At 50.3% G+C, this 24,209-nt stretch carries 25 protein-coding genes; 2 read left to right on the forward strand and 23 right to left on the reverse strand.

The annotated features are described in order from the left end of the window. Positions 1-79: 79 nt before the first annotated feature. From rplA to ACFSUF_RS22815, 16 genes are all read right to left on the reverse strand, one after another. Complete coding sequence (rplA, locus tag ACFSUF_RS22740; RefSeq protein WP_377606925.1) at positions 80-772, reverse strand: 50S ribosomal protein L1; 693 nt, start codon at positions 770-772, stop codon at positions 80-82. Positions 773-852: 80 nt separating this feature from the next. Then, on the reverse strand, positions 853-1,278 hold the full coding sequence (rplK, locus tag ACFSUF_RS22745) for a 50S ribosomal protein L11 (protein WP_377606927.1): 426 nt from the start codon (positions 1,276-1,278) through the stop codon (positions 853-855). 96 nt (positions 1,279-1,374) lie between these two features. Next, positions 1,375-1,908 (reverse strand): transcription termination/antitermination protein NusG, encoded by a 534-nt coding sequence (gene nusG, locus ACFSUF_RS22750; RefSeq protein ID WP_377606929.1) that lies wholly within the window; start codon positions 1,906-1,908, stop codon positions 1,375-1,377. A 24-nt stretch (positions 1,909-1,932) separates the two neighbouring features. Next, entirely contained in the window at positions 1,933-2,145 is a 213-nt protein-coding gene (gene secE / locus ACFSUF_RS22755) for a preprotein translocase subunit SecE (RefSeq protein WP_377606931.1), read from the reverse strand. Between the two features lie 20 nt (positions 2,146-2,165). Then, a complete protein-coding gene (gene rpmG, locus ACFSUF_RS22760; protein ID WP_377606933.1) occupies positions 2,166-2,315 on the reverse strand; it encodes a 50S ribosomal protein L33 in 150 nt (49 codons plus the stop codon). A 191-nt stretch (positions 2,316-2,506) separates the two neighbouring features. Beyond that, the gene (locus tag ACFSUF_RS22765; protein WP_377606935.1) at positions 2,507-3,595 is read right to left on the reverse strand and encodes a hypothetical protein; all 1,089 of its coding nucleotides are present in this window, start codon (positions 3,593-3,595) and stop codon (positions 2,507-2,509) included. 163 nt (positions 3,596-3,758) lie between these two features. Further along, the gene (gene sigH, locus ACFSUF_RS22770) at positions 3,759-4,403 is read right to left on the reverse strand and encodes an RNA polymerase sporulation sigma factor SigH (RefSeq protein WP_377606937.1); all 645 of its coding nucleotides are present in this window, start codon (positions 4,401-4,403) and stop codon (positions 3,759-3,761) included. 140 nt (positions 4,404-4,543) lie between these two features. Beyond that, positions 4,544-5,071, reverse strand: coding sequence for an NYN domain-containing protein (locus ACFSUF_RS22775; protein ID WP_377606939.1), 528 nt, complete (start codon positions 5,069-5,071; stop codon positions 4,544-4,546). Positions 5,072-5,075: 4 nt separating this feature from the next. Continuing rightward, complete coding sequence (gene rlmB / locus ACFSUF_RS22780; protein ID WP_377606940.1) at positions 5,076-5,819, reverse strand: 23S rRNA (guanosine(2251)-2'-O)-methyltransferase RlmB; 744 nt, start codon at positions 5,817-5,819, stop codon at positions 5,076-5,078. A 22-nt stretch (positions 5,820-5,841) separates the two neighbouring features. Continuing rightward, on the reverse strand, positions 5,842-6,255 hold the full coding sequence (locus tag ACFSUF_RS22785; protein WP_377606942.1) for a Mini-ribonuclease 3: 414 nt from the start codon (positions 6,253-6,255) through the stop codon (positions 5,842-5,844). Beyond that, entirely contained in the window at positions 6,252-7,667 is a 1,416-nt protein-coding gene (gene cysS / locus ACFSUF_RS22790; RefSeq protein WP_377606944.1) for a cysteine--tRNA ligase, read from the reverse strand. The genes ACFSUF_RS22785 and cysS overlap by 4 nt, the downstream gene beginning before the upstream one ends. Before the next feature lie 6 nt (positions 7,668-7,673). Further along, positions 7,674-8,369 (reverse strand): serine O-acetyltransferase, encoded by a 696-nt coding sequence (gene cysE / locus ACFSUF_RS22795; RefSeq protein ID WP_377606946.1) that lies wholly within the window; start codon positions 8,367-8,369, stop codon positions 7,674-7,676. A gap of 402 nt (positions 8,370-8,771) precedes the next feature. Beyond that, positions 8,772-10,235, reverse strand: coding sequence for a glutamate--tRNA ligase (gene gltX, locus ACFSUF_RS22800; RefSeq protein ID WP_377606948.1), 1,464 nt, complete (start codon positions 10,233-10,235; stop codon positions 8,772-8,774). A gap of 43 nt (positions 10,236-10,278) precedes the next feature. Further along, positions 10,279-10,755: a 2-C-methyl-D-erythritol 2,4-cyclodiphosphate synthase gene (gene ispF, locus ACFSUF_RS22805; RefSeq protein WP_377606950.1), complete on the reverse strand. Its 477-nt coding sequence runs from the start codon at positions 10,753-10,755 to the stop codon at positions 10,279-10,281. Then, positions 10,752-11,447 (reverse strand): 2-C-methyl-D-erythritol 4-phosphate cytidylyltransferase, encoded by a 696-nt coding sequence (ispD, locus tag ACFSUF_RS22810; protein WP_377606952.1) that lies wholly within the window; start codon positions 11,445-11,447, stop codon positions 10,752-10,754. Before ispD ends, ispF begins: the two co-directional genes overlap by 4 nt. A gap of 61 nt (positions 11,448-11,508) precedes the next feature. Continuing rightward, positions 11,509-12,600: a PIN/TRAM domain-containing protein gene (locus tag ACFSUF_RS22815; protein WP_377606954.1), complete on the reverse strand. Its 1,092-nt coding sequence runs from the start codon at positions 12,598-12,600 to the stop codon at positions 11,509-11,511. Positions 12,601-12,785: 185 nt separating this feature from the next. Here ACFSUF_RS22815 and ACFSUF_RS22820 point away from each other — a divergent pair, with 185 nt between their 5' ends. Further along, complete coding sequence (locus tag ACFSUF_RS22820; RefSeq protein ID WP_377606956.1) at positions 12,786-13,181, forward strand: DUF1573 domain-containing protein; 396 nt, start codon at positions 12,786-12,788, stop codon at positions 13,179-13,181. 119 nt (positions 13,182-13,300) lie between these two features. Here ACFSUF_RS22820 and pssA read toward each other — a convergent pair whose 3' ends face one another. The 7 genes from pssA to ACFSUF_RS22855 form a co-directional block, all read right to left on the reverse strand. Continuing rightward, positions 13,301-14,032, reverse strand: a complete 732-nt coding sequence (gene pssA / locus ACFSUF_RS22825) for a CDP-diacylglycerol--serine O-phosphatidyltransferase (RefSeq protein ID WP_377606958.1) — start codon at positions 14,030-14,032, stop codon at positions 13,301-13,303. Between the two features lie 138 nt (positions 14,033-14,170). After that, the gene (gene disA / locus ACFSUF_RS22830) at positions 14,171-15,256 is read right to left on the reverse strand and encodes a DNA integrity scanning diadenylate cyclase DisA (RefSeq protein ID WP_377606960.1); all 1,086 of its coding nucleotides are present in this window, start codon (positions 15,254-15,256) and stop codon (positions 14,171-14,173) included. Positions 15,257-15,268: 12 nt separating this feature from the next. Further along, entirely contained in the window at positions 15,269-16,645 is a 1,377-nt protein-coding gene (gene radA, locus ACFSUF_RS22835) for a DNA repair protein RadA (protein ID WP_377606962.1), read from the reverse strand. Between the two features lie 181 nt (positions 16,646-16,826). After that, positions 16,827-19,271 carry an ATP-dependent protease ATP-binding subunit ClpC gene (gene clpC, locus ACFSUF_RS22840; protein WP_377606964.1) on the reverse strand — a complete coding sequence of 815 codons (2,445 nt, stop codon included), beginning with the start codon at positions 19,269-19,271 and terminating at the stop codon, positions 16,827-16,829. Positions 19,272-19,303: 32 nt separating this feature from the next. After that, the gene (locus ACFSUF_RS22845; protein ID WP_377606974.1) at positions 19,304-20,323 is read right to left on the reverse strand and encodes a protein arginine kinase; all 1,020 of its coding nucleotides are present in this window, start codon (positions 20,321-20,323) and stop codon (positions 19,304-19,306) included. Positions 20,324-20,414: 91 nt separating this feature from the next. Beyond that, a complete protein-coding gene (locus ACFSUF_RS22850) occupies positions 20,415-20,930 on the reverse strand; it encodes a UvrB/UvrC motif-containing protein (RefSeq protein WP_377606966.1) in 516 nt (171 codons plus the stop codon). 49 nt (positions 20,931-20,979) lie between these two features. Then, complete coding sequence (locus ACFSUF_RS22855; protein WP_377606968.1) at positions 20,980-21,441, reverse strand: CtsR family transcriptional regulator; 462 nt, start codon at positions 21,439-21,441, stop codon at positions 20,980-20,982. Between the two features lie 297 nt (positions 21,442-21,738). On the opposite strand from ACFSUF_RS22855, the gene ACFSUF_RS22860 reads away from it, so the two are divergent. Next, positions 21,739-23,886 carry a YhgE/Pip family protein gene (locus ACFSUF_RS22860; RefSeq protein ID WP_377606970.1) on the forward strand — a complete coding sequence of 716 codons (2,148 nt, stop codon included), beginning with the start codon at positions 21,739-21,741 and terminating at the stop codon, positions 23,884-23,886. Positions 23,887-24,209: the final 323 nt, after the last annotated feature.

The following is a 24,209-nucleotide window of genomic DNA, read 5'->3' on the forward strand; positions in this document are numbered from 1 at the left end:
CAACAGATTATCACGTTCATCAGCGGAAGTCAATCCTTAAATGTTTCCATCAGAACATCCCCGCATCAGAGACAGTTTCTTATCTGTAAGATTGTACGTTCACGCGAGCTGCAGGACCCATAGTCGAAGAAACAGCAATGTTCTTCAAGTATACGCCTTTAGCGGCAGCCGGCTTCGCTCTGTTCAATGCATCGATCAGCGTACGGAAGTTCTCGTTCAGCTTCTCGGAATCGAAAGATACTTTACCGATTGGAGCGTGGATTTGACCTGCTTTATCAAGACGGTACTCGATTTTACCAGCTTTGATTTCTTGAACAGCTTTAGTAACGTCGAAAGTAACCGTACCTGCTTTAGGGTTTGGCATAAGGCCTTTACCACCGAGCACGCGGCCCAGTTTACCGACTTCAGCCATCATATCAGGTGTAGCTACGCAGACGTCGAACTCGAACCAGCCTTGTTGGATTTTGTTGATCAGATCTTGATCTCCAACAAAGTCAGCACCAGCTGCTTCCGCCTCTTTCGCTTTCTCACCTTTTGCGAAAACAAGAACGCGCTTAGTCTTACCAGTTCCGTGCGGCAGTACAACTACGCCACGAACAGCCTGGTCTTGTTTTCTAGGGTCTACGCCCAGACGAACTGCTACTTCAACGGTTTCGTCGAATTTCGCAGTTGCTGCTTTCTTAACAAGCTCGATCGCTTCAAGGGACTCGTAAGTCGCTTCGCTGTCGATCAGCTTGGCTGCTTCTGCATATTTCTTACCATGTTTCGGCATTAATATTCTCCTCCTTTGTGGTATTAGCGGATATTCCTCCCACTATGCGGTCCTACAACGGCCGCGAGACAAGACTGTAATTAGTCTTCGATTACGATACCCATGGAACGGGCAGTACCTTCTACCATCAGCATAGCCGCTTCAACGGATGCTGCGTTCAGGTCAGGCATTTTCTGTTCAGCGATTTCGCGAACTTTCGCGCGCTTTACAGTTGCCACTTTCTTCTTGTTAGGCTCGCCGGATCCTTTAGCGATACCTGCAGCTACACGAAGCAATACAGCAGCCGGTGGAGTCTTAGTTTCGAACGTAAAGGAACGATCCTCGAATACGCTGATTACAACAGGGATGATAAGACCAGCTTGATCTGCAGTACGAGCGTTAAACTCTTTACAGAAAGCCATGATGTTAACACCTGCTTGACCCAGTGCCGGACCTACCGGTGGAGCCGGATTCGCTTTACCTGCAGGAATCTGCAATTTCACCATCTTGATAACCTTTTTTGCCATGTAAAACACCTCCTTGCTAGAATGTGGTACAACGGGATGTTTCCCTCCCACTTGCCATGGCCTGCCACTTACAGACAAGCCACACAAAGAAAGCCGTTAAATCTTCTCTACTTGCGTAAAATCCAATTCAAGCGGTGTTTCCCTGCCGAACATATTCACATGAACCTTCAGCTTCATCTTATCTGCAAGAATCTCTTCCACAGATCCGACAAAGTTAGCAAAAGGACCAACCTTCACGCGAACGTTCTCCTTCAGGTCGAAGTCAATCTTCGCCTTAGGCTCTTCCATACCCATATGCTTCAGGATGGATTCGACTTCCTCAGGCAGCAATGCCGTAGGCTTGGAGCCTGCGCCAGTGGAACCTACAAAGCCGGTAACGCCCGGAGTGTTACGCACTACGTACCAGGAGTCGTCCGTCTGAATCATTTCTACGAGAACATAGCCGGGATACACTTTGCGCATCACCGTCTTCTTCTTCCCGTCCTTGTTCACGATTTCTTCTTCCATCGGAACCAGAACGCGAAAAATCTTGTCCGTCATATTCATAGATTCGACACGTTTCTCAAGGTTAGCTTTCACTTTATTCTCATACCCTGAATAGGTATGAACGACGTACCATCTTTTCTCCATAACTAGCCACCCTTGGATCTACTTTTATTCAAATACAAGACGCAGCAGTTCAGAAATACCAAGGTCGAGAACAGTAAAATAGATCGAAACGAACACAACTGTAATGACAGTCACAAGCGTATAGCTTGTCAGTTCCTTACGGTTAGGCCACTTTACCTTCTTCAACTCCGACCAGCTGTCCGTGAAAAAAGAAAACGTAGAACCAAAGCTTTGTTTCATTCTGCTCAAGAAAGCCACGATACTACACCTCCAAGGACCTACCGCGTTTCGCGATGAGCTGTTTGTTCGTTACAGAACTTGCAGTACTTCTTCAACTCGATGCGGTCGGGGTTGTTACGCTTATTCTTAGTTGTTGTGTAGTTTCTTTGTTTGCAGTTCGTACAAGCCATAGTAATGATTACCCGCATGATGTACACCTCCCCAGACAACCTTATATTATAGGCGTTTATGTTCAACCTAAAAATTCGTACGCATTTAGGGCTACCTAAAACACTTTATCACAAGGCATATTTCATGTCAAGGATATTGTATTGACGCTGCACTTCTTGTATTTACCAGCATTATTGACGATAAACCGCCGCCCTAAACGGGGTTTCGTCTATTGTTTCACGGGTTTCTCAGCCTGCCGTTCAAATACGGCCACGTCCACACCCTCTACCTGCTCATCCATTGCAGCAAGAGAATCGCCGATCGTTTCCTTAGTAACCAGATGCTTACCCTCTTTAAAACAGTCTATCATCCAACGGTTGATGTCGGCGGAATAATGAGAGACGTCTTTATAGTTGTCCATGTTAAACGTAACGTCCTTCACGCTCTGAAAATCGTAGACCTTTACATTCGGCATATTGCTGAACCGGTCTACGATATACTCCTTGGTCTTCTTCTGGTTCCCGTATCTCATCGGGTTCAGCTCGTGCCAAATCTGCTGCCGCAGTACGGAGTAAGGCGGATAGAAGAAAATAAACTCCACATCCGGATACTGTTTGACCAGCCGGTAGACGTTATCTTCAAACGTTGCCTTCACTTCCTCAAACGTATCTTCGCCGATCCTGTCTTTCAGTTCCTTTTTCACCGCTTCCGGGTAATTGTCCATTACCGACTTGGCGCCGTAAGAAGCCTGATAGTCCCAGTTGTTCAGCAGGTCCAGGTTTTTCACGCGGCGATTGCCTTCAAGCTCCCCTTTTACAATCTCCCAGCTCATTTTGGCCGTCGTCAAGTTCAGAAGATATTTATAGTCATTCAGAGGGTTCTCGTCATATAAAAAATAGGGAAACGGACCTTGATCCTCGCGGACGATATCCTTGCCTTCCCTCAGTGCAAAATAGTCCAGCCCCCAGATGACCCGCTTCACCTTCCCGGTCTTCAGCGCCACATTGCCGATCAGGTTCTGTTCCTGCGAGTACGAACCTTCGATCGATAGCTTCAGTGTTTTGCCCCCAAGCTTTTTATCAATCTCCGACGGCACAAAGGTTTGCGTCATAGAAGTACCCAGAATAATGGTGTCGTAGTCGTAGTTTTTGGCAAGCCCCGGATTCTGATAGCGCTCTTCGAACGAATACAACGGCGGATAAGCCGTCGCCTTGCGGTAAAACTGCAATGGATCGAACAAATACAGAACCGTCATCACCATGGATGCAAAAAGGACCGAGAATATGATAAACACCAGCATAAATTTACGATAGCTCATAACCACTTTCCTTTGCCGAATCTAGTCTAGTTCTCTATGAAAAATACAGTGTAAAACGAACAACTTTAACTATACCTTTAACAGCTGCGCGGATTCAACTGGTAAAAAGGGCAACAAAAAAAGCTCCAGCAGGAGCCCTTCACTTGTGAGTAAATAGAAACTATTATAATTCCCGGATTTCCAAATACCGTTCCAGCTTACGCTTTACCCGCTGAAGGGCATTATCAATTGATTTCACATGACGGTCCAAATCTACGGCAATTTCCTGATACGAACGTCCATCCAGATAAAGCATCAATACTTTCCGTTCGAGATCGCTAAGAATCTCACCCATCATATCTTCCAGGCCGCTGAACTCTTCCTGGTTAATGATGAGCTCTTCAGGATCCGTGACCCGGGAACCGCAGATCACGTCGAGCAGAGTCCTGTCGGAATCCTCGTCGTAAATCGGCTTGTCCAGTGAGACATAGGAGTTTAACGGAATATGCTTCTGGCGGGTGGCCGTCTTAATAGCCGTAATAATCTGCCTTGTGATGCACAGTTCCGCAAAAGCCTTGAACGAAGCAAGCTTGTCCCCGCGAAAATCGCGAATGGATTTATAAAGCCCGATCATGCCTTCTTGTACAATATCCTCCCGGTCTGCACCGATCAGAAAATAGGAACGGGCTTTGGCCCGAACGAAATTCCGGTACTTGTTGATCAAGTATTCCAGAGCTTCGCTGCTGCCTTCGCGGACAGATTCGACAATGTCTTCGTCGGTTTTGAGATCATATTCGTACATTCTCAGTTCTTTGAGGTCGATAACCACCAACAATCCCTCCGCCTGCAAGGCAATATCCATATAATCTCAGAAAAGAATAAGACAAGTATATATTATGTAACCTAAACCCGTCAATAAGAGAAGTTTTGCTTTTTGTCACTATTTTTCCACCATAAGGAAAGCTGGTGTCAGCTTTTGTCACGCCGCCAACGTTCAAACAGCACCTTCATATCCCTGCTTAGCGTGCCGTCCAGCGTATTGCGGCTGCCCTGGGTTTTCTGTTCCTTCAGCTGAATTCCGATCTGCCTCTTGCTTTCTTGGATATCAAGAAGCAGTTCCCTCGCCGAAAGACGCAGAGCGCCCTTACCGAATGTCACATGCTGCTCTATGAAATCGGAAGTAGCGACGTAAATTTGACGCCGCCGCTTCGACAGCTCCGACATCAACCGCTCAATGACCTCGTCCGCCGTCTCTTTCTCCCTGGTGAATTGGACGGAAATCTGTTTTTGCTTGAATTCGGAGCCCAGACCCGGAACCAGATAAGCGTCGAATATGACGATTACCTTCATCCCGGAGAACGACTGGTATTCCGACAGAATTTCAATGAGCCGGTCCCGGGCCGATTCCAGGCTAAGCTGTTTCAGCTGAACCAGTTCCGGCCACGCTCCGATCATATTATATCCGTCCACAACCAGGTACTCTTCCATCTCCCTCATAGCGTTACTTCTGGACTTGGCGCTGGCGTACGACCTCGTACATGAAGACGCCTGCGGCCACAGACGCATTCAGGGAATTGATCTGGCCGAACATCGGCAGTTTCAGCAGAAAATCACATTTTTCTTTGATCAGGCGTCCAACGCCCTTCTGCTCATTGCCGATTACGATGGCGATCGGCATGTTCAGATTGGTGCGGTACATGTCCTCCTTGGCGGACACATCCGTACCGGCGACCCAGACGCCGCGTTCTTTCAGCTCGTCAATCGTCTGCGCGATATTGGTCACGCGCGCAACGGGGACGTACTCGACTGCGCCGGCGGACGTCTTCGATACCGTTGCCGTGAGGCCGACCGAGCGGCGTTTCGGGATGATGACGCCGTGGACGCCGGTACAGTCGGCGGTTCTTAAGATGGATCCGAGGTTATGAGGATCCTCGATCTCGTCGAGGATCAGCAGGAACGGATCCTCGTTCTTTGCTTTGGCAGCCGCCAGCAGGTCATCGACCTCCGCATATTCGTAGGCGGCGACCTGGGCGATGACTCCCTGATGCTGAACGCCGTCGGCCATCTGATCCAGCTTACGCTTGTCCACGTACTGGACAATAACGCCCGCTTTCTTCGCTTCAGCTAAAATAGGCTGCGTCAGCTGCTTCTGTGCATTTTCCGCAATCCACAGCTTGTTCATACCGCGGCCGGAACGGAGCGCCTCCAGTACGGAGTGCTTCCCGGCAATATATTCTTCTTCCATGGTTTCCTCCTGATGTTGTTAACTAGACTTCCAGTGTAAGGCGCATGAGTTCCTCAAGGCGCTCGTGGCGATGCTTATAATATAAGTACCCGATAAGGCACTCGAAGGCCGTACTGCGCCGATACACGATCACATCCGTATTCTTGGGCGTGCTTCCTGACTTGGCGTTGCGCCCCCGCCTAACGATATCGGCTTCTTCTTCGGTCAGCTGAGGCATAATGTGATCCAACGCTCTTGCCTGCGCCTTCGCTGACACAAACTTCGTCGACTGCTGGTGAAGGTGGTTCGGCCGATGGTTCGGCATAGATATCATATGCTGCCTTATGAATATTTCATAAACCGCATCACCCATGTAAGCAAGGACGATGGGATTGAGCAGTTCCGGCACTTTCGCCGGAGCAAAATAAAGCCGGTCGGCACAGGAGTCTTCGGTCATTTTCTCCTCCATCGCATACCCTGCGGCGTATCCTCCAGAACAATTCCCTTTTCTGTAAGCAAATCGCGGATTTCATCGGCACGGGCCCAATTTTTGGACTGGCGGGCTTCCTTCCTCTCTTCGATAAGCTGTTCGATTTCTTCGTCAAGCAGCGCCTGGTCCTCTTCTTCCAGTATACCCAACACGGAATGAAACTCAGTGAACAAGTCAAGCATCCGGCGCAGTACTGGCTCCGCAGCAACCGGCTGCTTAAGGTACAGATTCGTTTCGGCAACAAGTTCGAATAGAGCCGTAATCGCATCCGGTGTGCTGAAGTCGTCCTGCATACGGTCGTGGAATGCGTTACGGATCTCCTCTAACCTAGACATAACCTCAGGCGCTTCCTTTACTCCGTCTGCTGCCTGGATGGCTGCAGCGTTCGCATACCGGTGCTTCAAATTGGAATAAGAGTTCCAAATCCGCTCGATGCTGTTCTCCGCTTGCTTAATGGTATCATCGCTGAAATTCAGCGGGCTCCGGTAATGGGAAGAGAGCATGAAATACCGGATGACCTGCGGCTTCATGCGGCTTCTTAAATCCGTAACATTAATCCCGTTGCCCAAAGATTTGGACATTTTCTCGTTATTGATATTAATGTAACCGTTATGCATCCAATAGCTTACGAAGTTCTGTTCGTTCAACGATTCGGATTGCGCGATTTCACATTCATGGTGAGGGAACGTCAGGTCATGCCCGCCTCCGTGAATATCGATGGAAGGGCCCAGATATTTATTGATCATTGCCGAGCACTCGATATGCCATCCGGGGCGGCCGTCTCCCCATGGAGCGGACCAGCTGATTTCGCCTGGCTTTGCATTTTTCCATAGGACAAAATCCTGCGGGTTTTCCTTCTTCTCATCGACATCAATCCGGATACCGAACTGCAGCTCCTCCAGATTCTGGTGGGACAGCTTGCCGTATTCATGAAACTTCGACGTCCGGAAATTCACATCGCCTTCGCTTACGTATGCAAAGCCTTTGTCAATCAGTCCTTGGATAAAATCAATAATTTCCTTGATGTTCTCCGTAACGCGCGGATGTACATCCGCATCCTTAATGCCAAGCCAGCGCACATCGTCGTAAAAAGCGTCAACAAACCGGTCCGCCACTTCCGGCACGGTCACTTTTAATTCCTCTGCTTTGCGGATCAGCTTATCATCCACATCGGTGAAGTTCAGCACATAGGTTACATCGTAGCCTGCAGCAAGCAAATATTTGCGCACCACATCAAACACGATAAACGGCCGTGCATTGCCGATGTGGATATAGTTATAAACCGTTGGACCGCACACGTACATTTTGACTTTGCCTTCTTCAAGCGGAACGAACACTTCTTTGGTCCGGGTCATTGTATTGTATATTTTTAAAGACATGGCCTGTTACACCTCTGCTTTCTGTTTTACATCCTGCGTGGAACCTGCGTTCCCGTTCGCCTGCTGAAGCTGCCTAAGCTCCTCCAGCTCCTGTTTCAGTTCATTAATCTCCTTCTGCATAAACCGAAACGTCTCCAGCACGGGATCAGGCACCTGGTTATGATTTAGTTTATCCTCTAACCGCTTCCCGTTAAACTTGACTACCCTGCCCGGAATTCCGACTATTGTAGAACAAGGAGGCACTTCCTTCAGGACAACTGAGTTCGCCCCGATCTTGGCATGTTCCCCTACTTTAAACGAACCCAGCACTTTGGCACCCGAAGAAATCACGACATGGTTTCCGATCGTCGGATGGCGTTTCCCCTTCTCTTTCCCCGTACCTCCCAAGGTAACTCCCTGGTACAGCACTACGTCGTTACCGATCTCGCAAGTTTCGCCTATGACGACACCCATCCCGTGATCGATAAACAGCCTCTCGCCGATTCGCGCGCCCGGGTGTATTTCAATCCCGGTAAAGAACCGGCTGATTTGGGAAATCATACGGGCAGCAGTAAACCAGCGTCTGACAAAGAACCAATGCGCAATCCGGTAAGCCCAGATCGCATGCAATCCGGAATAGGTGAATATTACTTCAAACCGGCTGCGGGCCGCCGGGTCATTATCAAACACCGCCTGTATGTCCGATCGGATTCTGCGTAACATGGCCTTAACCCCTTTTCGCGTTCCTTGAAATGCAAAAAGCCTCTGCAGCGAACATTCGCTGCAGAGGCGTTAACCGCGGTTCCACTCTGCTTGGGGCAGTCAACGTCGTTATGCCCAGTATGCAACATAAATCTCGCAAACATGTGCGGGCACGATGAAAAACCCCGTCTCCAGGTCCATAACGTGGACTTCCCGGTGCAATTCACTGCGGCAAGGTAAAATTGCCTGCTTCAACTGCACAGCTCTGAGGCGCATTTCTGCTTAAGGGGAACGAATAACTTCCACTCGGCGCTTGCTAATCCCGTGCCGGTTATCCTCTCTGGGATTCCTTACTTAGGCGTACTTTCCTCTTCATTGCTTTTCTTTCAGTATACTTGACTTCATGAAATGGAGCAATATACCTTACCGTTGATTCAAAAATTTCCTTAGCCTTGCTATCACCTTATCCTTGCCAAGCAGGTAGAGCGTCTGATTTAGGTCCCGGCCATGCACCTGTCCGGTCAAAGCGGCCCGGATCGGCATGAACAGCTGCTTGCCTTTGAAGCCCGTTTCGGTCTGGACGTTCTTCAGCAGCGCCTTAATTGCATCGGCAGAAAATTCATCGCTTTGCTCGAGCTGCTTCAGGAATGCTTCTGCCACAACAGGCACCTGTTCTTCGGCAAGAACAGTCTTCGCTTCCTCTTCATGCTCCTCTACTTCCGCGAAGAAGAGTCCGGTCATCGGTACGATATCCGAAGCGCAAGTCAACTGTTCCTGATATAAGCCGACAAGCAGTGTTACCCAACGTCTGGTTTCGGCATCGAGTTCCTCCGGAATACGGCCGGCCTTCTGAAGATGAGGAATGCACATCTCCGCCACTCTCTCGAGCTCAGCCTTCTTCATATATTGATTGTTCATCCAACTCAGCTTAGCCGTATCGAATACAGCAGGGCTCTTGGACAAACGGTTCGGGTCGAAGGAAGCAGTCAATTCCTCTTTGGAAAACATCTCGTTCTCACCTTCAGGTGACCAGCCGAGCAATGTAATAAAGTTAAACATAGCTTCAGGCAGGTAGCCCAGCTGATCATACTGCTCGATAAACTGGATGATGGACTCATCGCGTTTGCTGAGCTTCTTGCGGCTCTCATTGACGATCAGCGTCATATGGCCGAATACAGGCGGCTCCCATCCAAGCGCTTCATAAATCATCAGCTGCCGCGGCGTGTTAGAGATATGGTCGTCACCGCGAAGCACGTGGGAAATCTTCATGAGATGGTCATCGACTACAACGGCGAAGTTATAAGTCGGGATGCCGTCTTTCTTAACAATAACGAAATCGCCGCTGACGTCGGATTCGAACGAAACCGTTCCCTTGACCATATCGTCAAAAGTGTAGGTTACCCCTTCAGGCACACGGAAGCGGACGCTTGGCACTCTGCCCTCCGCTTCATACGCCTTGCGTTGCTCCTCAGACAGGTCGCGGTGGCGTCCGGAATAGCGGGGCATCTCGCCGCGGGCAGTCTGTTCTTCCCGCTCCCGCTCCAATTCCTCTTCGGTACAGTAGCAGTAATAAGCTTTGCCTTCCGCAATCAGACTGTTCGTGTATTCCCGGTAGATATCAAGACGCTCCGTCTGGCGGTAAGGTCCGTACTCACCGCCGATATCGATGCTCTCATCCCAATTGATGCCCAGCCACTTCAAATAAGTCAACTGGCTTTCTTCACCGCCGGCGATATTGCGTTTCACATCGGTATCTTCGATTCTGATGATGAATTTGCCGCCGCGGTTGCGGGCGAATAAGTAGTTGAACAGTGCTGTTCTGGCATTGCCTATATGCAGATGCCCGGTAGGGCTTGGCGCGTACCGGACGCGAATCTCTTGTGCCATCGTTATTTCCCCTCTTCAGACGCTTGATTATCCACCGATTTTATCACTGTTTGACAAGCAGGACAACTGCCTGGGCGGCAATGCCCTCTCCGCGCCCGGTGAAGCCCAGCTGCTCTGTCGTAGTCGCTTTTACGTTCACCTGGGAGATTTCAGCATCCAAGGCGCGAGCTATAATTTCCGCCATTTGCGGGATATATGGAGCCATCTTCGGCTTTTGCGCGATAATGGTAGCATCGACATTCCCCAAGCCGTAGCCGGCATCCTTAGCGAACGCCCACACTTCTTTGAGCAGCTTCAAGCTGTCGGCGTCTTTAAACGCGGCATCCGTGTCAGGAAAATGTGTGCCGATATCACCGCGGCCCAAAGCCCCCAGCACCGCATCCGTGATGGCATGCAGCAGCACATCCGCATCGGAGTGTCCCAGCAGCCCTCTCTCGTAAGGGATATCAACCCCTCCGATTATGCACTTCCGTCCCTCCGTTAACTGATGGACGTCAAACCCTTGCCCTACGCGTATCATCTGCAATCCTCTCCCCGTTTCCCCAATATAAACTCCGCCCAGTCCAAATCCTCCGGCGTCGTAAGCTTAATGTTCGTGTAGTCGCCTTCCACCACACGAACCTGCATTCCGGCACGCTCCGCCAGCATCGCGTCGTCGGTGCCCAGAAATCCTTCGCTTTCGGCGCTTTCATGCGCCTTCAGAAGCTCCAAACGGCGAAAAGCTTGCGGGGTTTGAATCGCCCACAAGCTCCGGCGGTCCGGCGTCGCAGTAATCACGCCATTATCGCCCACCACTTTGATTGTATCTTTCACTGGCACAGCAAGCACAGCAGCCCCCGTCTCCCGGGCGCCATCCAAGCAGCGGATCAAATCCTCCCGCTTCACAAAAGGCCTTACGCCGTCATGCACCATAACCCATTCGGTACTCAGACACTCCAGCCCGCGGTAAACCGAGTGCTGCCTTTCCGAGCCTCCCGCAGTTACCGATATGACTTTCCCGATTCCGTATTGTGCTACGTAACCTTTGCAGCGGTCAACATCCTGCTCCCCTACGACAAGTACGATCTCGTCCACTTCCGGAGAAGCCTCGAATACTTCCAGCGTATGTACGATTACAGGCTTCCCTTGAAGCAGCAGATACTGCTTGCTTTCCTGCGTTTTCATCCGCGAGCCTCGGCCCGCCGCTACAATGACTACGCCAAGTTTGCTCATGGCTTACCCCCGCTTTTGCCCGTCAGCGATTATTCTGATTACATCTCTTAATCATAATCGTTTACTGAGCTTTTTCCAATAGCTTGGGCTTCGCAAAAATCATTCGTCCGGCGGAAGTCTGCAGTACGCTGGTCACCAGCACCTCGATGGTGCTTCCGATGTAATCACGGCCGCCTTCCACCACAATCATCGTACCGTCATCCAAATAGGCAACCCCTTGACCGTATTCCTTTCCGTCTTTGATCACCTGCACCAGAATTTCTTCCCCAGGCAGCACGACCGGCTTCACGGCATTCGCCAAATCATTGATATTCAACACGGAAACGCCCTGCAGTTCGCAAACCTTATTCAAGTTGAAATCGTTCGTGACCACTTTCCCCTGAAGCACTTTGGCCAGTTTCACAAGCTTGCTGTCCACTTCGGAAATTTCCTCGAAATCTCCCTCATAAATCAGCACATGCACGTCAAGCTCTTTCTGGATTTTGTTCAAAATGTCCAGTCCCCGGCGTCCCCTGTTGCGCTTCAGCAAATCCGACGAATCCGCGATGTGCTGCAGCTCCTCCAGAACAAACTCAGGAATAACTAACGTGCCTTCAATAAAACCTGTTTTGCAGATATCGGCAATTCTGCCGTCGATAATAACGCTTGTATCCAAAATCTTGTGTTCTTCAAACTGCTTGCTTTCCTTGCGCCGTTCCCCGCCCGTACGAAACCCGTTCAACAGTTCCGCAAATTCATCTTTCTTGTGATAAGCGATACGGTAACCTGAAAAACCTAAAAGTCCCGTGACGAAAAGAGACAAAGCCCAGCCGTACCCTTGAAACTCGCGTATAGAAGGAAACAGCAGCACAGCTATGACTAATCCAAGGGTTAGTCCGCCTACACCAGTCATCAGATCACCTGCAGGCATACGCATCAGGGCGGATTCCCCCTTAAGGACGGCTACCGAGAGCCTTTTGGAAATCCGGGAGGTGACGGCAAACAGCAAGACACCGAGCGTCCCCATCAAAACATAGCTTTCACCCTGAACGGATGCCGTTCCCGTTACCGGTTCAAGCCAGCCAAGCGGCCGTTCAACCAAATGACTCCATTGATACCCGCCTATCATACCCAAACAAGCAAACAACAATTGAAAAATTCTTTGTAAAATCATACGAGATCGCCTCCAAAAAATAAAGAGCATTCCTCTTCCATGCCTCTGTTACAATTATGTTCCAATTTATTCAACGCTAACCCGGGTACGCCCAATTTTTTCTTTTTTGGGAATTGGTTTTGTAATCGCCTTCTGAATTCTGTATAATTGAGCTAGTAAATTTCTGACAAATAGAGGTGCAAGATATGAATTCTCCGAGCCTAAAGGAATTTCAGGATCAGGTTTCCGAACTGCTGCTGCGGCACCGGAGCCTGCTCGATGTACTGTCCAAGAACAACCAGTCGAATGCTTCCGTTCATCGCGCAGTCATTAAATCCGTAACCGAATGCGGTTGTATCGAGATTCATGCGAAGAAGCAGCGTTATCCCGAACAGCCTGATCTCCAGGAAGCCATGGAGACGCTTGAACACCATCTATCCGGACATTTGTGCGACCAGTGTTCGGAAGCCGTTACGGCGGAACTGGGCAAGAACCTGTTTTATGTGTCGGCTTTGTGCAATCTGCTGGATATCGATTTGCAGCAAGTAGTAGAGAATGAATCTAAGAAATGCTCTACGCTGGGACTATTCAATTTATCGTAAACGTGAGACGCAAACGGCTTGAAGCGCAATAAAAAAAGCATTTATTTTCGCTGACGCGGGAAATAAATGCTTTTTATTATGGGAATAAAACCTATTCAGTTAACAAAACACTCTGAAGATCACGCCTCGTGCTTCACCGTGTCGACATCTTCTCTTTGCTGTTTGCGGCGGCGCCGAAACAGCGTGTCAACGTTTTTTTTTAGCCCGTAAAGGGCATAAATCACAAGAGGTACGAAGATAAGCTTGGTCAACACGCTTGGCGAGGAATTCAATGCGAGAACCACAGCGAGGATGACCACGATCGGAATAACCCATATTGCCGCTTTCGGAATGCCTACCTTCTTAAAGTTAGGGTACTTAATGTTACTGACCATTAACAGGGAAAGCAAGATTGTGCCAATCAGAAGAATGATGTTGCTGATATGATCCTGAAACAGTGCCATCGTGCAGAGAACACCGCCGGCTGCAGGTATCGGCAGTCCGATAAAGTAACCCGGCACACCGGAGATTACATTAAACCTGGCCAGCCTCAACGCTCCGCAGATGGGAAACAAAGCAGTGACAATCCATCCCGCGGCAGGGTTCATCTCTTGAAAAGCTACAACGTATATAATAAATGCCGGTGCCACCCCGAAGGAGATGACGTCGGAAAGAGAGTCGAGCTCTTTGCCGAATTCACTCTGTACGTTGAGTGCCCGTGCTACTCTGCCGTCCACGCCGTCAAGCAGCATGGCAATCAGGACCATAACCGCCGCCAGTGCAGGATTGCCGTTAAACACAAGAATGATCGCTACAATCCCTAAAAACAGGTTACCGATAGTAAAAAGGCTGGGCAGAGACTTTGTTATCATTAGGATTCCACCTCAAGTTTTACTATGCCCTAATCTAAGCTGTTCATGTGAAAGGAGGCATAGCACAAAAGTATGACACAAAAGACCAAAACATGACCAAATTTCAATAAATTGGTCATTCTATGATTGTAGGGTATATCAGATATGTCTGTCAATGAAAGCTTGTTCCTGGATTCGCTTCAGGCCTTCCTTGATCGTACGGGCTCTGACTTCCCCAATGCCGTCCACTTCGTCCAGTTCCTCGATCGTCGCCATCAGCGTGTGTGGCAGCGTTTCAAACCGCTCTACCAGGTTGTTGATGATGACCGACGGCAGGCGCGGAATTTTGCTTAACATCCGGTAACCCCGAGGCGCAATCGGTTCTTCCAAAATATTGTTGGCGTAAGAGTAACCCAGCAGCCGGATAATCAAATGTGATTCCAGCAGCTCATCGCTCGTAAGTCTCTTTAACCCCGCCAGAATTTCTTTAATCTTCTCATCGCTCCGGTCTCTCGCATAATCCTTCAGCAGCAAAATCGCGTCCTCTTCCACATTCGCGACCAATTCGTCCAGCTGCATCGTAATCAAGCGGCCCTCATTGCCGAGTTCGTTTACATACCGTTTAATTTCAGACTTGATCCGCAGCACCATCTCTACACGCTGAATAACATTAGCAACCTCATGCAGCGTCACCAGCTCTTCAAATTCAGCCGCCGTAAGATTAGTCAGGCCTTGCGTTAAAACCGCCCGGTACTTATCAAGCGTCTGGATCGCCTGGTTCGCCTTGGTCAAAATTACTCCGATATCCTTAAGCGAATATCTCAGATTCCCCTGATACAGCGTGATAACATTCCTTCTCTGCGAAATGGAGACGACCAGTTTTCCCGTTTGTTTCGCTACCCGCTCCGCAGTACGGTGACGAATCCCAGTCTCGATCGATGAAATAGAGGAATCGGGAATAAGCTGGGTGTTGGCGAACAGGATCCGCTTGATGTCCTCGCTGAGAATAATCGCTCCGTCCATTTTTGCAAGCTCGTACAGATAGTTCGGGGAAAAATCGCAGTTGATGGAAAAACCCCCGTCTACGATGTCCTGAACTTCAGGACTGTAGCCCACAACGATTAATGCTCCGGTCTTCGCCCTAAGCACGTTTTCCAGACCATCCCGGAATGCAGTTCCTGGCGCAACCAGCTGCAGCAGCTGGCTCATCACATCCCTTTGCTGCGTGTCTTCTTTCTCTTTCATGTCATTTGCCCCCTAACCTAAAGCAGCCGTCAGTGCCTCTGCTACAGTATTTACTCCAATGATTTCAATATTCTTGGGACGCTTCCAGCCCTTAAGGCTTTTCTCCGGCAAAATAATCCGTTTAAATCCCAGCTTCTCCGCTTCCTTCACCCGGTGCTCGATTCTTGAAACAGCCCGGACTTCTCCGGTTAAACCGATTTCCCCGAACACGACGTCGAAAGGACGCGTAGGCTTATCCTTAAAGCTGGAGGCGATACAAACGGCAGCCGCCAGATCAACGGCAGGTTCATCCAGTTTAACCCCGCCGGCTACATTGAGATAGACATCCTGGTTCTGTAAAAACAAGCCCATACGCTTTTCCAGGACAGCAATAATCAGAGCCAGCCTGTTGTGATCTATACCTGCAGACATCCGTCTCGGCGTCGGAAAATTCGTCGGACTCACCAGCGCTTGCAGCTCGACCAGCACAGGCCGGGTTCCTTCCATACTAGCTACGACCGTCGACCCTGCTACGCCAAGCGGTCTCTCCTGAAGAAACAGTTCCGAAGGATTAGTTACCTCGGTCAGTCCCGCTTCTTTCATTTCAAAAATGCCGATTTCGTTTGTGGAACCGAACCGGTTCTTAACGGCCCGAAGCAGGCGGTACGAGTGATGCCGTTCCCCTTCGAAATACAGCACGCAGTCCACCATATGTTCCAGCATCCGCGGGCCTGCAATAGCTCCTTCTTTAGTTACATGGCCGACCAGTACGGTTGCAATGCCTCTCACTTTGGAAACGCGCATGAAGTGGCCCGTGCACTCCCGTACTTGTGCCACACTGCCCGGTGCAGAGGTTACGGAGGGCTGATATACGGTCTGAATCGAATCGATGACAAGAAAGTCAGGCTTTACCTGCTCAATAGCTTCCTCGATCTGTTCCAGATTCGTTTCACATAGTACGAACAGATTCGCTGAGAGTGCCCCCAGCCGGTCTGCCCTAAGGCGTGTCTGACTGACCGATTCCTCACCCGAGATATAAAGCACCCGGAGCCCTTTTACAGCCAGTGCATGGGAGGTCTGCAGCAGAAGTGTGGATTTTCCGATACCCGGGTCTCCCCCGACCAAAATCAGCGAGCCGGGCACCAATCCCCCGCCCAGGACGCGGTTGAGTTCCCCAATATCGGTGAGCACCCTCGGTTCCTGGCTGCTCTTAATATCTATGATGGAAACGGGCTTCTCTTTCGTCATAAATACAGAGGTATTCATGCCGATCCCTTGTGTCTTTACAGCGGACGATTCCGTTTCTTCGATTAACGAGTTCCAGGATTGGCATCCCGGACATTTCCCCAGCCATTTAGGGGATTCGTAGCCGCATTCCGTGCATACGAATTTGGTTTTTAGTTTAGCCATAGCTGCTCCTTATCTGTCCTCTATTCAAAGTTTACCATTTCCCCAGTAGTGTGAAAACCCTATTGAAAAAATGCCCCACCCGGCGCATCAAAAGAAAACGCCTTAACCCTTTCTGCCCGAGGGCAGAGGGTTAAAGCGCTGTGTGCTTTTACAAACGTGTTACTGCTTATAAAGGTTAATGTTACTTGTTGACCGTTTCCGTTTCGTTCCGCTGCACGATCAGTTCTCCGTTCTGCTCGTCGATCGTTAAGGAGTCGCCTTTGGAGATCTTGCCCATCAACAGTTCTTCGGACAGACGGTCCTCGATGTGCTTCTGAATCGCACGGCGTAAAGGCCTTGCGCCGAATGCCGGGTCAAAACCTTCCTTCGCCAGGAACGAAAGCGCTGAAGGCGTAAGTGAGAAGTCGACATCCTGTTCCTTCAGGCGCTTGCGCAGATCGTCGGACATGAGCGATACGATTTGGGAAATATGCGTCTCATCCAGAGAGTGGAACACGATGATCTCGTCGATCCGGTTCAGGAACTCCGGACGGAAGCTTTTCTTCAGCTCGCCCATCACTTTGTCTTTCATATTGCTATAATCTTTACCTGCATCAATGGCAGCAGTAAAACCAAGAGTAGAGTTCCGCTTGATCATCTCGGCTCCAACGTTCGAGGTCATAATGATCAATGTGTTGCGGAAGTCGACAGTGCGGCCTTTGGAATCCGTCAATCGGCCGTCTTCCAGCACTTGAAGCAGGATATTAAACACTTCCGGGTGAGCCTTCTCAATTTCGTCGAGAAGAACAACGGAATAAGGCTTGCGGCGTACTTTCTCGGTCAGCTGACCGCCTTCATCGTAGCCGACATATCCCGGAGGAGCTCCCACCAGACGGGAGGTCGAATGTTTCTCCATGTACTCGGACATGTCGATTCGGATAACCGCGTTCTCGTCTCCAAACATCGCCTCCGCAAGAGCGCGTGCCAGCTCGGTTTTACCGACCCCTGTAGGCCCAAGGAAGATAAAGGAGCCCATTGGTCTCTTCGGATCTTTCAAACCTGCGCGAGCACGGCGGATGGCGCGGGATACCGCTTTAACCGCTTCTTCCTGGCCAATGACACGGTCATGAAGAATGGATTCCATGTTCAGCAGTCTCTCGGTCTCTTCTTCCTTCAGCTTCACAACCGGAATGCCGGTCCAGCTGGCCACCACTTGAGCAATGTCTTCAGGAGTGACTTCGGAATCCGTACGGCCCTGCTTCTCTTTCCATTCATTCTTCGTGCTGTCCAGCTCTTCGCGCATCTTCTGTTCCGTATCGCGGAGAGAAGCGGCTTTTTCGAATTCCTGGGATTGCACCGCCGCATCCTTCTCTTTACGGATATCTTCCAGGCGGCTTTCCAGCTGCTTCAGATTAGGCGGTACTGTGTAAGAGTTCAGCCTTACTTTGGAGCCCGCTTCATCGATCAGGTCAATTGCTTTGTCCGGCAGGAACCGGTCTGTAATATAGCGGTCAGACAGTTTAACCGCCTGTTCAATCGCTTCATCTGTAATTTTCACGCGGTGATGCGCTTCATAGCGGTCTCTTAGACCGTAGAGAATCTGAATCGCTTCTTCCGGCGAAGGCTGGTCTACCGTAATCGGCTGGAAGCGGCGCTCCAGCGCGGCATCCTTTTCAATATATTTGCGGTATTCGTCCAGAGTTGTCGCCCCGATGCACTGAAGCTCTCCACGGGCAAGCGCCGGCTTAAGAATATTGGAAGCATCAATAGCTCCTTCAGCTCCGCCTGCTCCGATCAGCGTGTGCAGCTCGTCGATAAAGAGAATGATGTTTCCAGCCTGGCGGATTTCATCCATAATCTTTTTGAGGCGGTCCTCAAATTCCCCTCTATACTTGGTGCCGGCTACTACCGATCCCATATCCAAAGTCATCACGCGTTTGTCACGCAGCGTTTCCGGAATTTCATTATTGATGATACGTTGTGCCAAACCTTCGGCAATCGCCGTTTTACCTACCCCAGGCTCACCGATCAATACAGGGTTGTTCTTCGTACGGCGGCTCAACACCTGGATAACACGTTCAATCTCTTTACTGCGGCCGATCACCGGATCCAGATTGCCTTCTTTGGCATATGCCGTAAGGTCGCGTGCCAGTCCATCCAGTGTCGGTGTATTCACATTTACCGGATTGCCGTGACTGGAAGAAACGGCTTCGCTGCTGCCCAGAAGCTGCAGCACTTGCTGGCGCGCCTTATTCAGGGATACGCCAAGGTTGTTGAGTACACGTGCAGCCACACCTTCGCCTTCACGAATCAAACCGAGTAAAATATGCTCCGTTCCTACATAGGTATGGCCGAGTTTACGGGCTTCGTCCATAGACAGCTCGATTACCTTCTTGGCTCTCGGCGTGTAAGCAATATTAGTAGGCTGTTCTTGTCCTCTGCCGATCAGGGATTCCACTTCGTCTTGAATTTTCTCAAGTCCAAGGCCCAAAGCGATCAGCGCTTTTGCAGCAATACCCTCTCCTTCGCGGATCAGGCCGAGCAAAATATGCTCCGTACCGATATTGTTATGCCCCAGGCGTACAGCCTCTTCTTGAGCAAGGGCCAGCACCTTCTGCGCTCGTTCCGTAAATCTGCCAAACATCATAGAAAACACCTCCATGGAATATAGGTATGCAGTTATATGGTAGAAAGTCGTTCCCGGATCAACTCAGCCCTGCGGATATCCCGGTCTTCGGGAGAAAGTTTCTCTCCGGATTGCTGCTGCAGAAACCCCGGCTGTGTCATCACCATCAGTTCGTTCATGATATGCGGAGACACCTGGGTTATGATTCCTAGGTCAACGCCCAATCTAACGTCGGACAGACGCTGCGCCGCTTCTTTGGAATCCATAATGCTTGCATGGGATAAAATTCCATAAGAACGCATGACACGGTCTACGATCCGGGTTCTTGACTCGGAAATCAATTTCTGGCGGGCCGCCTTCTCATGTTCGATAATCTGGCGTGCCACGCTATACAAGTTATCTATAATTTCATCTTCCGACTGGCCTAACGTAATCTGGTTCGAAATTTGAAACAAATTCCCGATCGCTTCGCTGCCTTCCCCGTACAATCCCCGGACCGCCAAACCGACTTGCGTAATGGCCGATAAAATCCGGTTAATTTGCTGGGTCAGCACAAGCGCCGGCAAATGCATCATGACGGAGGCCCGGATGCCTGTACCGACATTTGTGGGACAGCTGGTAAGGAACCCGCGCCGCTCATCAAATGCGTAATCCAGGTTTCCTTCGAACACATCATCAATCTGGCTTGCTAAATCCCAAGCTTCCTTAATCTGAAAACCAGGACATAAGCATTGAATCCGGAGATGATCCTCTTCGTTAATCATAATGCTGATCGATTCATTCTCACTGAGAATGACCGCTCCGTTCCGTGACTCGTTAGCTAGATTCGGGCTAATTAGATGCTTCTCCACCAGCACTCTCTTCTGAAGTTCGGATAATTCGGATAGAGGAATAAGGTCGAACCGGGATATCGTGCCAAGTTCTTCGTTCTGCAGCGCCTCCGTTACCTTATCCAGTACTTCTTGAGACTGCTGATTCGTGGCCAGCATCGGGAACGGATGGGATTGGAGGTTACGGGCAATACGGATCCGGCTGCTCATGACAATATCCGAATCCGGACCCTGTCCCTTCATCCAATCGCTTAAAGCATTCTCAGTAAATTTGCCGTGCCGCACAAACATTCCCTCCCTAAGCCGCTTAAGTAATACTTAGCCGGACTTTGTCCTACGAACTGGAAATTTGTTTCTCCAATGCGCGGATCCGGTCCCGAAGCTTCGCTGCGTTCTCGAACTCTTCAGCTTCAATCCGCTCCTGCAGCTCTTTCTTCAAGCTCTCGATTTCACGCTGCTGCTGAATCCGTCCTCCGGTGCGCTTGGGAATTTTCCCTGCATGTACCGTACTGCCGTGGACTCTCCGGAACAGCGGTTCCAGCCTGCCTGAAAAATGCTTATAACAGTCGCTGCAGCCAAACCGGCCCAGCTTGCTGAATTGAGCGTAAGAGAGTCCGCAGGTTTCGCAGCGGGTTACTTGGGGCTTGGCTCCCACCGCATTCTGGGAAGGTTCGAAATCCAGAAGTCCGGACAGCAGATTATGAATGGAAAAGCCGTTCGGTGTCCCGGGAATCAGCTCGCCCTTCTCTCTCGCACAAACTTCACAGATGTGAAATTCGGTCTTCTCGCCGGAAATGATCTTCGTAAAATGCAAGGTTGCCGGCCTCTTTCCGCATTCCTGACAAATCATGCCACTCTCATCCTCCTATCAGACCTGTTACGTTGTAAGCACGGAAGTTCTACTTGCTCAGTAAGGAGATCAACATCGCCTTCAACAGCTTTGCTCTGATCTCGTCCCTGAGCGGGAGCTTAATCGCCAGTACATCCCTGGAAACCGCAGCGGACAGCACGCCAGCCTCTTTGTGGGAAATATGTTTCCCTTCTTTGAGCTGATAAATCAGGCCTTCTGCCGAAGTCTGGTCGATATGGCTGCCGATACTTTGAAGGATGTGAATCTGCAGTGTCCCCAGGGAAGGCAGCTCAATCTTCTGAAGGCGGATATAGCCGCCTCCCCCGCGCTTGCTTTCGACCAGATAGCCCTTCTCGAGGGTAAACCGCGTGCCTATAACGTAGTTAATCTGAGACGGTACGCACTGAAACTTCTCCGCAAGCTCGCTGCGTTGAATTTCAATCGCTCCTTCGGGACTTTCGTGCAGAATATGCTTCAGATATTGTTCAATAATATCGGAGATATTACGCATCGATTTCCCCTCCAGTTTCCTTAGGTGAAACTAAAGCCAATGATCGCCATGCCTTTAACTGACTTTGACTATCTTTGACTTTAAATTGATTATATACAATAATTGCCCGTTTGCCAAGTGCACCCTTAAGATGTTTCTTCTACCTTCTAGTGTTGGAAGTTTACAGCCTTTTATACCCCGAAACCGTGCTTGTGAATAGAAAAAAGCGGCCATACGTCCATCCTTCGTCATATTTGGATAGGTTTCTCCTTAATTCGGTAAAATATTGAAATCTTCGTCATAGTTAGGAGCCTTACCATGCAATCGAAATTACATTGGATCCTGTCTGAATGGAAGCATATTGTCAAAAATCCCGGCCTTTTAGTCCCTTTGCTCGGTTTGCTGATCATTCCAGTCTTATATTGCGGTACTTATTTATGGGCTTTTTGGGATCCGTACGGTCATCTTGAGAAACTCCCGGTAGCTGTTGTCAATATGGATCAGGGGGCATCGCGTGACGGCAAAACGTATGCGCTTGGGGCCGACCTTGTTAGGGAGCTGCGGGAGGACCGGAGTTTTGATTGGCACTTTGTCGGAACAGAAGAAGCTGCGGAAGGGTTAAAAGAAAACAAGTACTACATCCTAATCCAGGTGCCTCCCAATTTCTCAAGCCGCGCAGTTACGTTATCAGGGCATGACCCGCAGCCTTTGGAGCTGTTGTATACAGCTAACCCCGGGTATAACTACATTGCTGCGCGGATCGGAGAAAGCGGCATTACGAAAATCAGGGAACAGCTTTCGCGCATGTTGATTGAATCTTATACGAAGGAACTGTTTACGGGGATTAACGCTTCCGCCAAAGGATTAGGGGAGGCCGCCGCAGGCGCTGCAAGGCTGAAGGAAGGGGCTCTCAAGTTGAGCGAGGGCAGCGGTAAACTCACTGCCGGCATGGCCGGGCAGCTTCCGGAGCTGAGGAAGCTGCAGAGCGGCGCCGCGGAGCTTTCGACGCGGCTGGGCGATGCTGCCGCCGGGGCAGAGCGCCTGGGCGCTGCCGGGGCGGAGCTGGGCCGCGGCGCCGCGGCGCTTCGCAGCGGGGCAGGCCAGCTGGCGCAAGGGGCCCGGCAGCTGGGGCCGGGCACGCGCGCGCTGGTTGAGGGCACGGCCGCCTTCAACGGCGGCTTGGCCCGGCTTGGGCAAGGATCCGAAGCACTGCTCGGCAGCTTCGGGGACTTGCAGCAGGGCGCCGGCACGGCGGCCGGGGGCGCAGCTGCGCTGTTGGAGCAGCTGCAGAGGTACGCGTCCGCGCACAGCGAAGCGGCGGGGGACGCGGAGTTCAAGCGGCTGCTGGAGGCGAGTCGACAGCTTGCCGCGGGAACCAAGGCCCTGGAAACGGGCGCAGACCGGTTTGCAGGGGGCCTCAAAGAAGCGGACAGCGGGTTGGGGACACTGACCGCGAAGTTTGGTGCGCTGCGGGACGGGGCAGCGGAGCTGTCCGCTGCGCAGGGGAAACTGCAGCAAGGTGCGGAGACACTGGAGACTGGTTTGGACAAATTACAAACAGGTACAGCCGAATTCCAAAAAGGCACATACCGGCTAACCAGTGGACTCAACCAGCTGGCAGCAGGGTCTAAGCAAATTTCAACAGGAGTGTCTTCTGCCGTTGCAGGCTGGTCAACCATAGCAGACAAGGTAGCGACCCTCAATGAAGGGCAAACAGAGTTGGCGGCAGGTGCGGAAAAGCTATCTACAAGTTTAGCTGAGGGCGCCCGGAAAGCCGGTTCCGTTGTAGGAACCCAGCATTTATATAACACTCTGGCCAATCCGGTAAGGGTTCAGGAACGGAATATACATGATGTGCCTAATTACGGCACAGCGCTGGCACCTTATTTTTTGTCGCTTAGCTTGTATGTAGGATCTTTGTTGTTGGCCACCGTGTTCCCTGTAAGAAGCACTGTCCTAAAACCGGTTTCTCCGATCAGCTGGTTTATAAGTAAGTACGCAATTTTTTTGCTTGTCGGGGGAGTCCAGGCAGCTATAGCTTCTATTTTTCTAATGGACGGTCTCGGACTTCAAAAAACAGATCCGCAGAAGCTCGTATGGTTTGCTATTTTGACCAGTGCTTGTTATATGGCGATCATTCAATTTTTGGTTACTGTATTCGGGAATGTAGGCAAGTTTCTTGGCATTGTGCTTTTGGTACTGCAATTAACTTCTACAGCGGGAACGTATCCTGTCGAGCTCATTCCAGATATCCTGCAGAATTTACATCCGTTTCTGCCTATGACTTATTCGCTGAATGGATTTAGAGAAATTATATCCACAGGCAATTTGAGTCACTTGCATTGGGATGCTGCTGCACTGGCGGGATTTGGACTGGCTTGCGTTTTAGGCAGTTTATTATATTTCCTTATCCGCTATCGCCGCATTCGATCCGAGATCGTGCCAGTTGCCGATGAACATGTGTAACCACTTATCCCCTGTGGATAACTTCTTGTGGGGATAATGTGCACAATCATTTGAAACTAGATATTATAAGCCCAAAGTCCCTGTGGAAAATGTGAATAACCTTGTGGATACTCTAACTCAAAGGCATATTCCGCTCAAAGCCAACCCTTTAGCGGAGATAGATTTAGGATATAATGTCTTGTGCAACGGATCAATATTACGAGGAAATCTTGCTGCCCTGGTCCGTTCCTCACTCCCTGGGTAAACACAAAAAGAGACCTTAGAATCTAAGGTCTCTTCGCTGTGCTTGGCAACGTCCTACTCTCCCAGGACCCTGCGGTCCA

It is taken from the genome of Paenibacillus gansuensis, from assembly GCF_042684925.1.
GTDB lineage: Bacteria > Bacillota > Bacilli > Paenibacillales > DY6 > Paenibacillus_N > Paenibacillus_N gansuensis.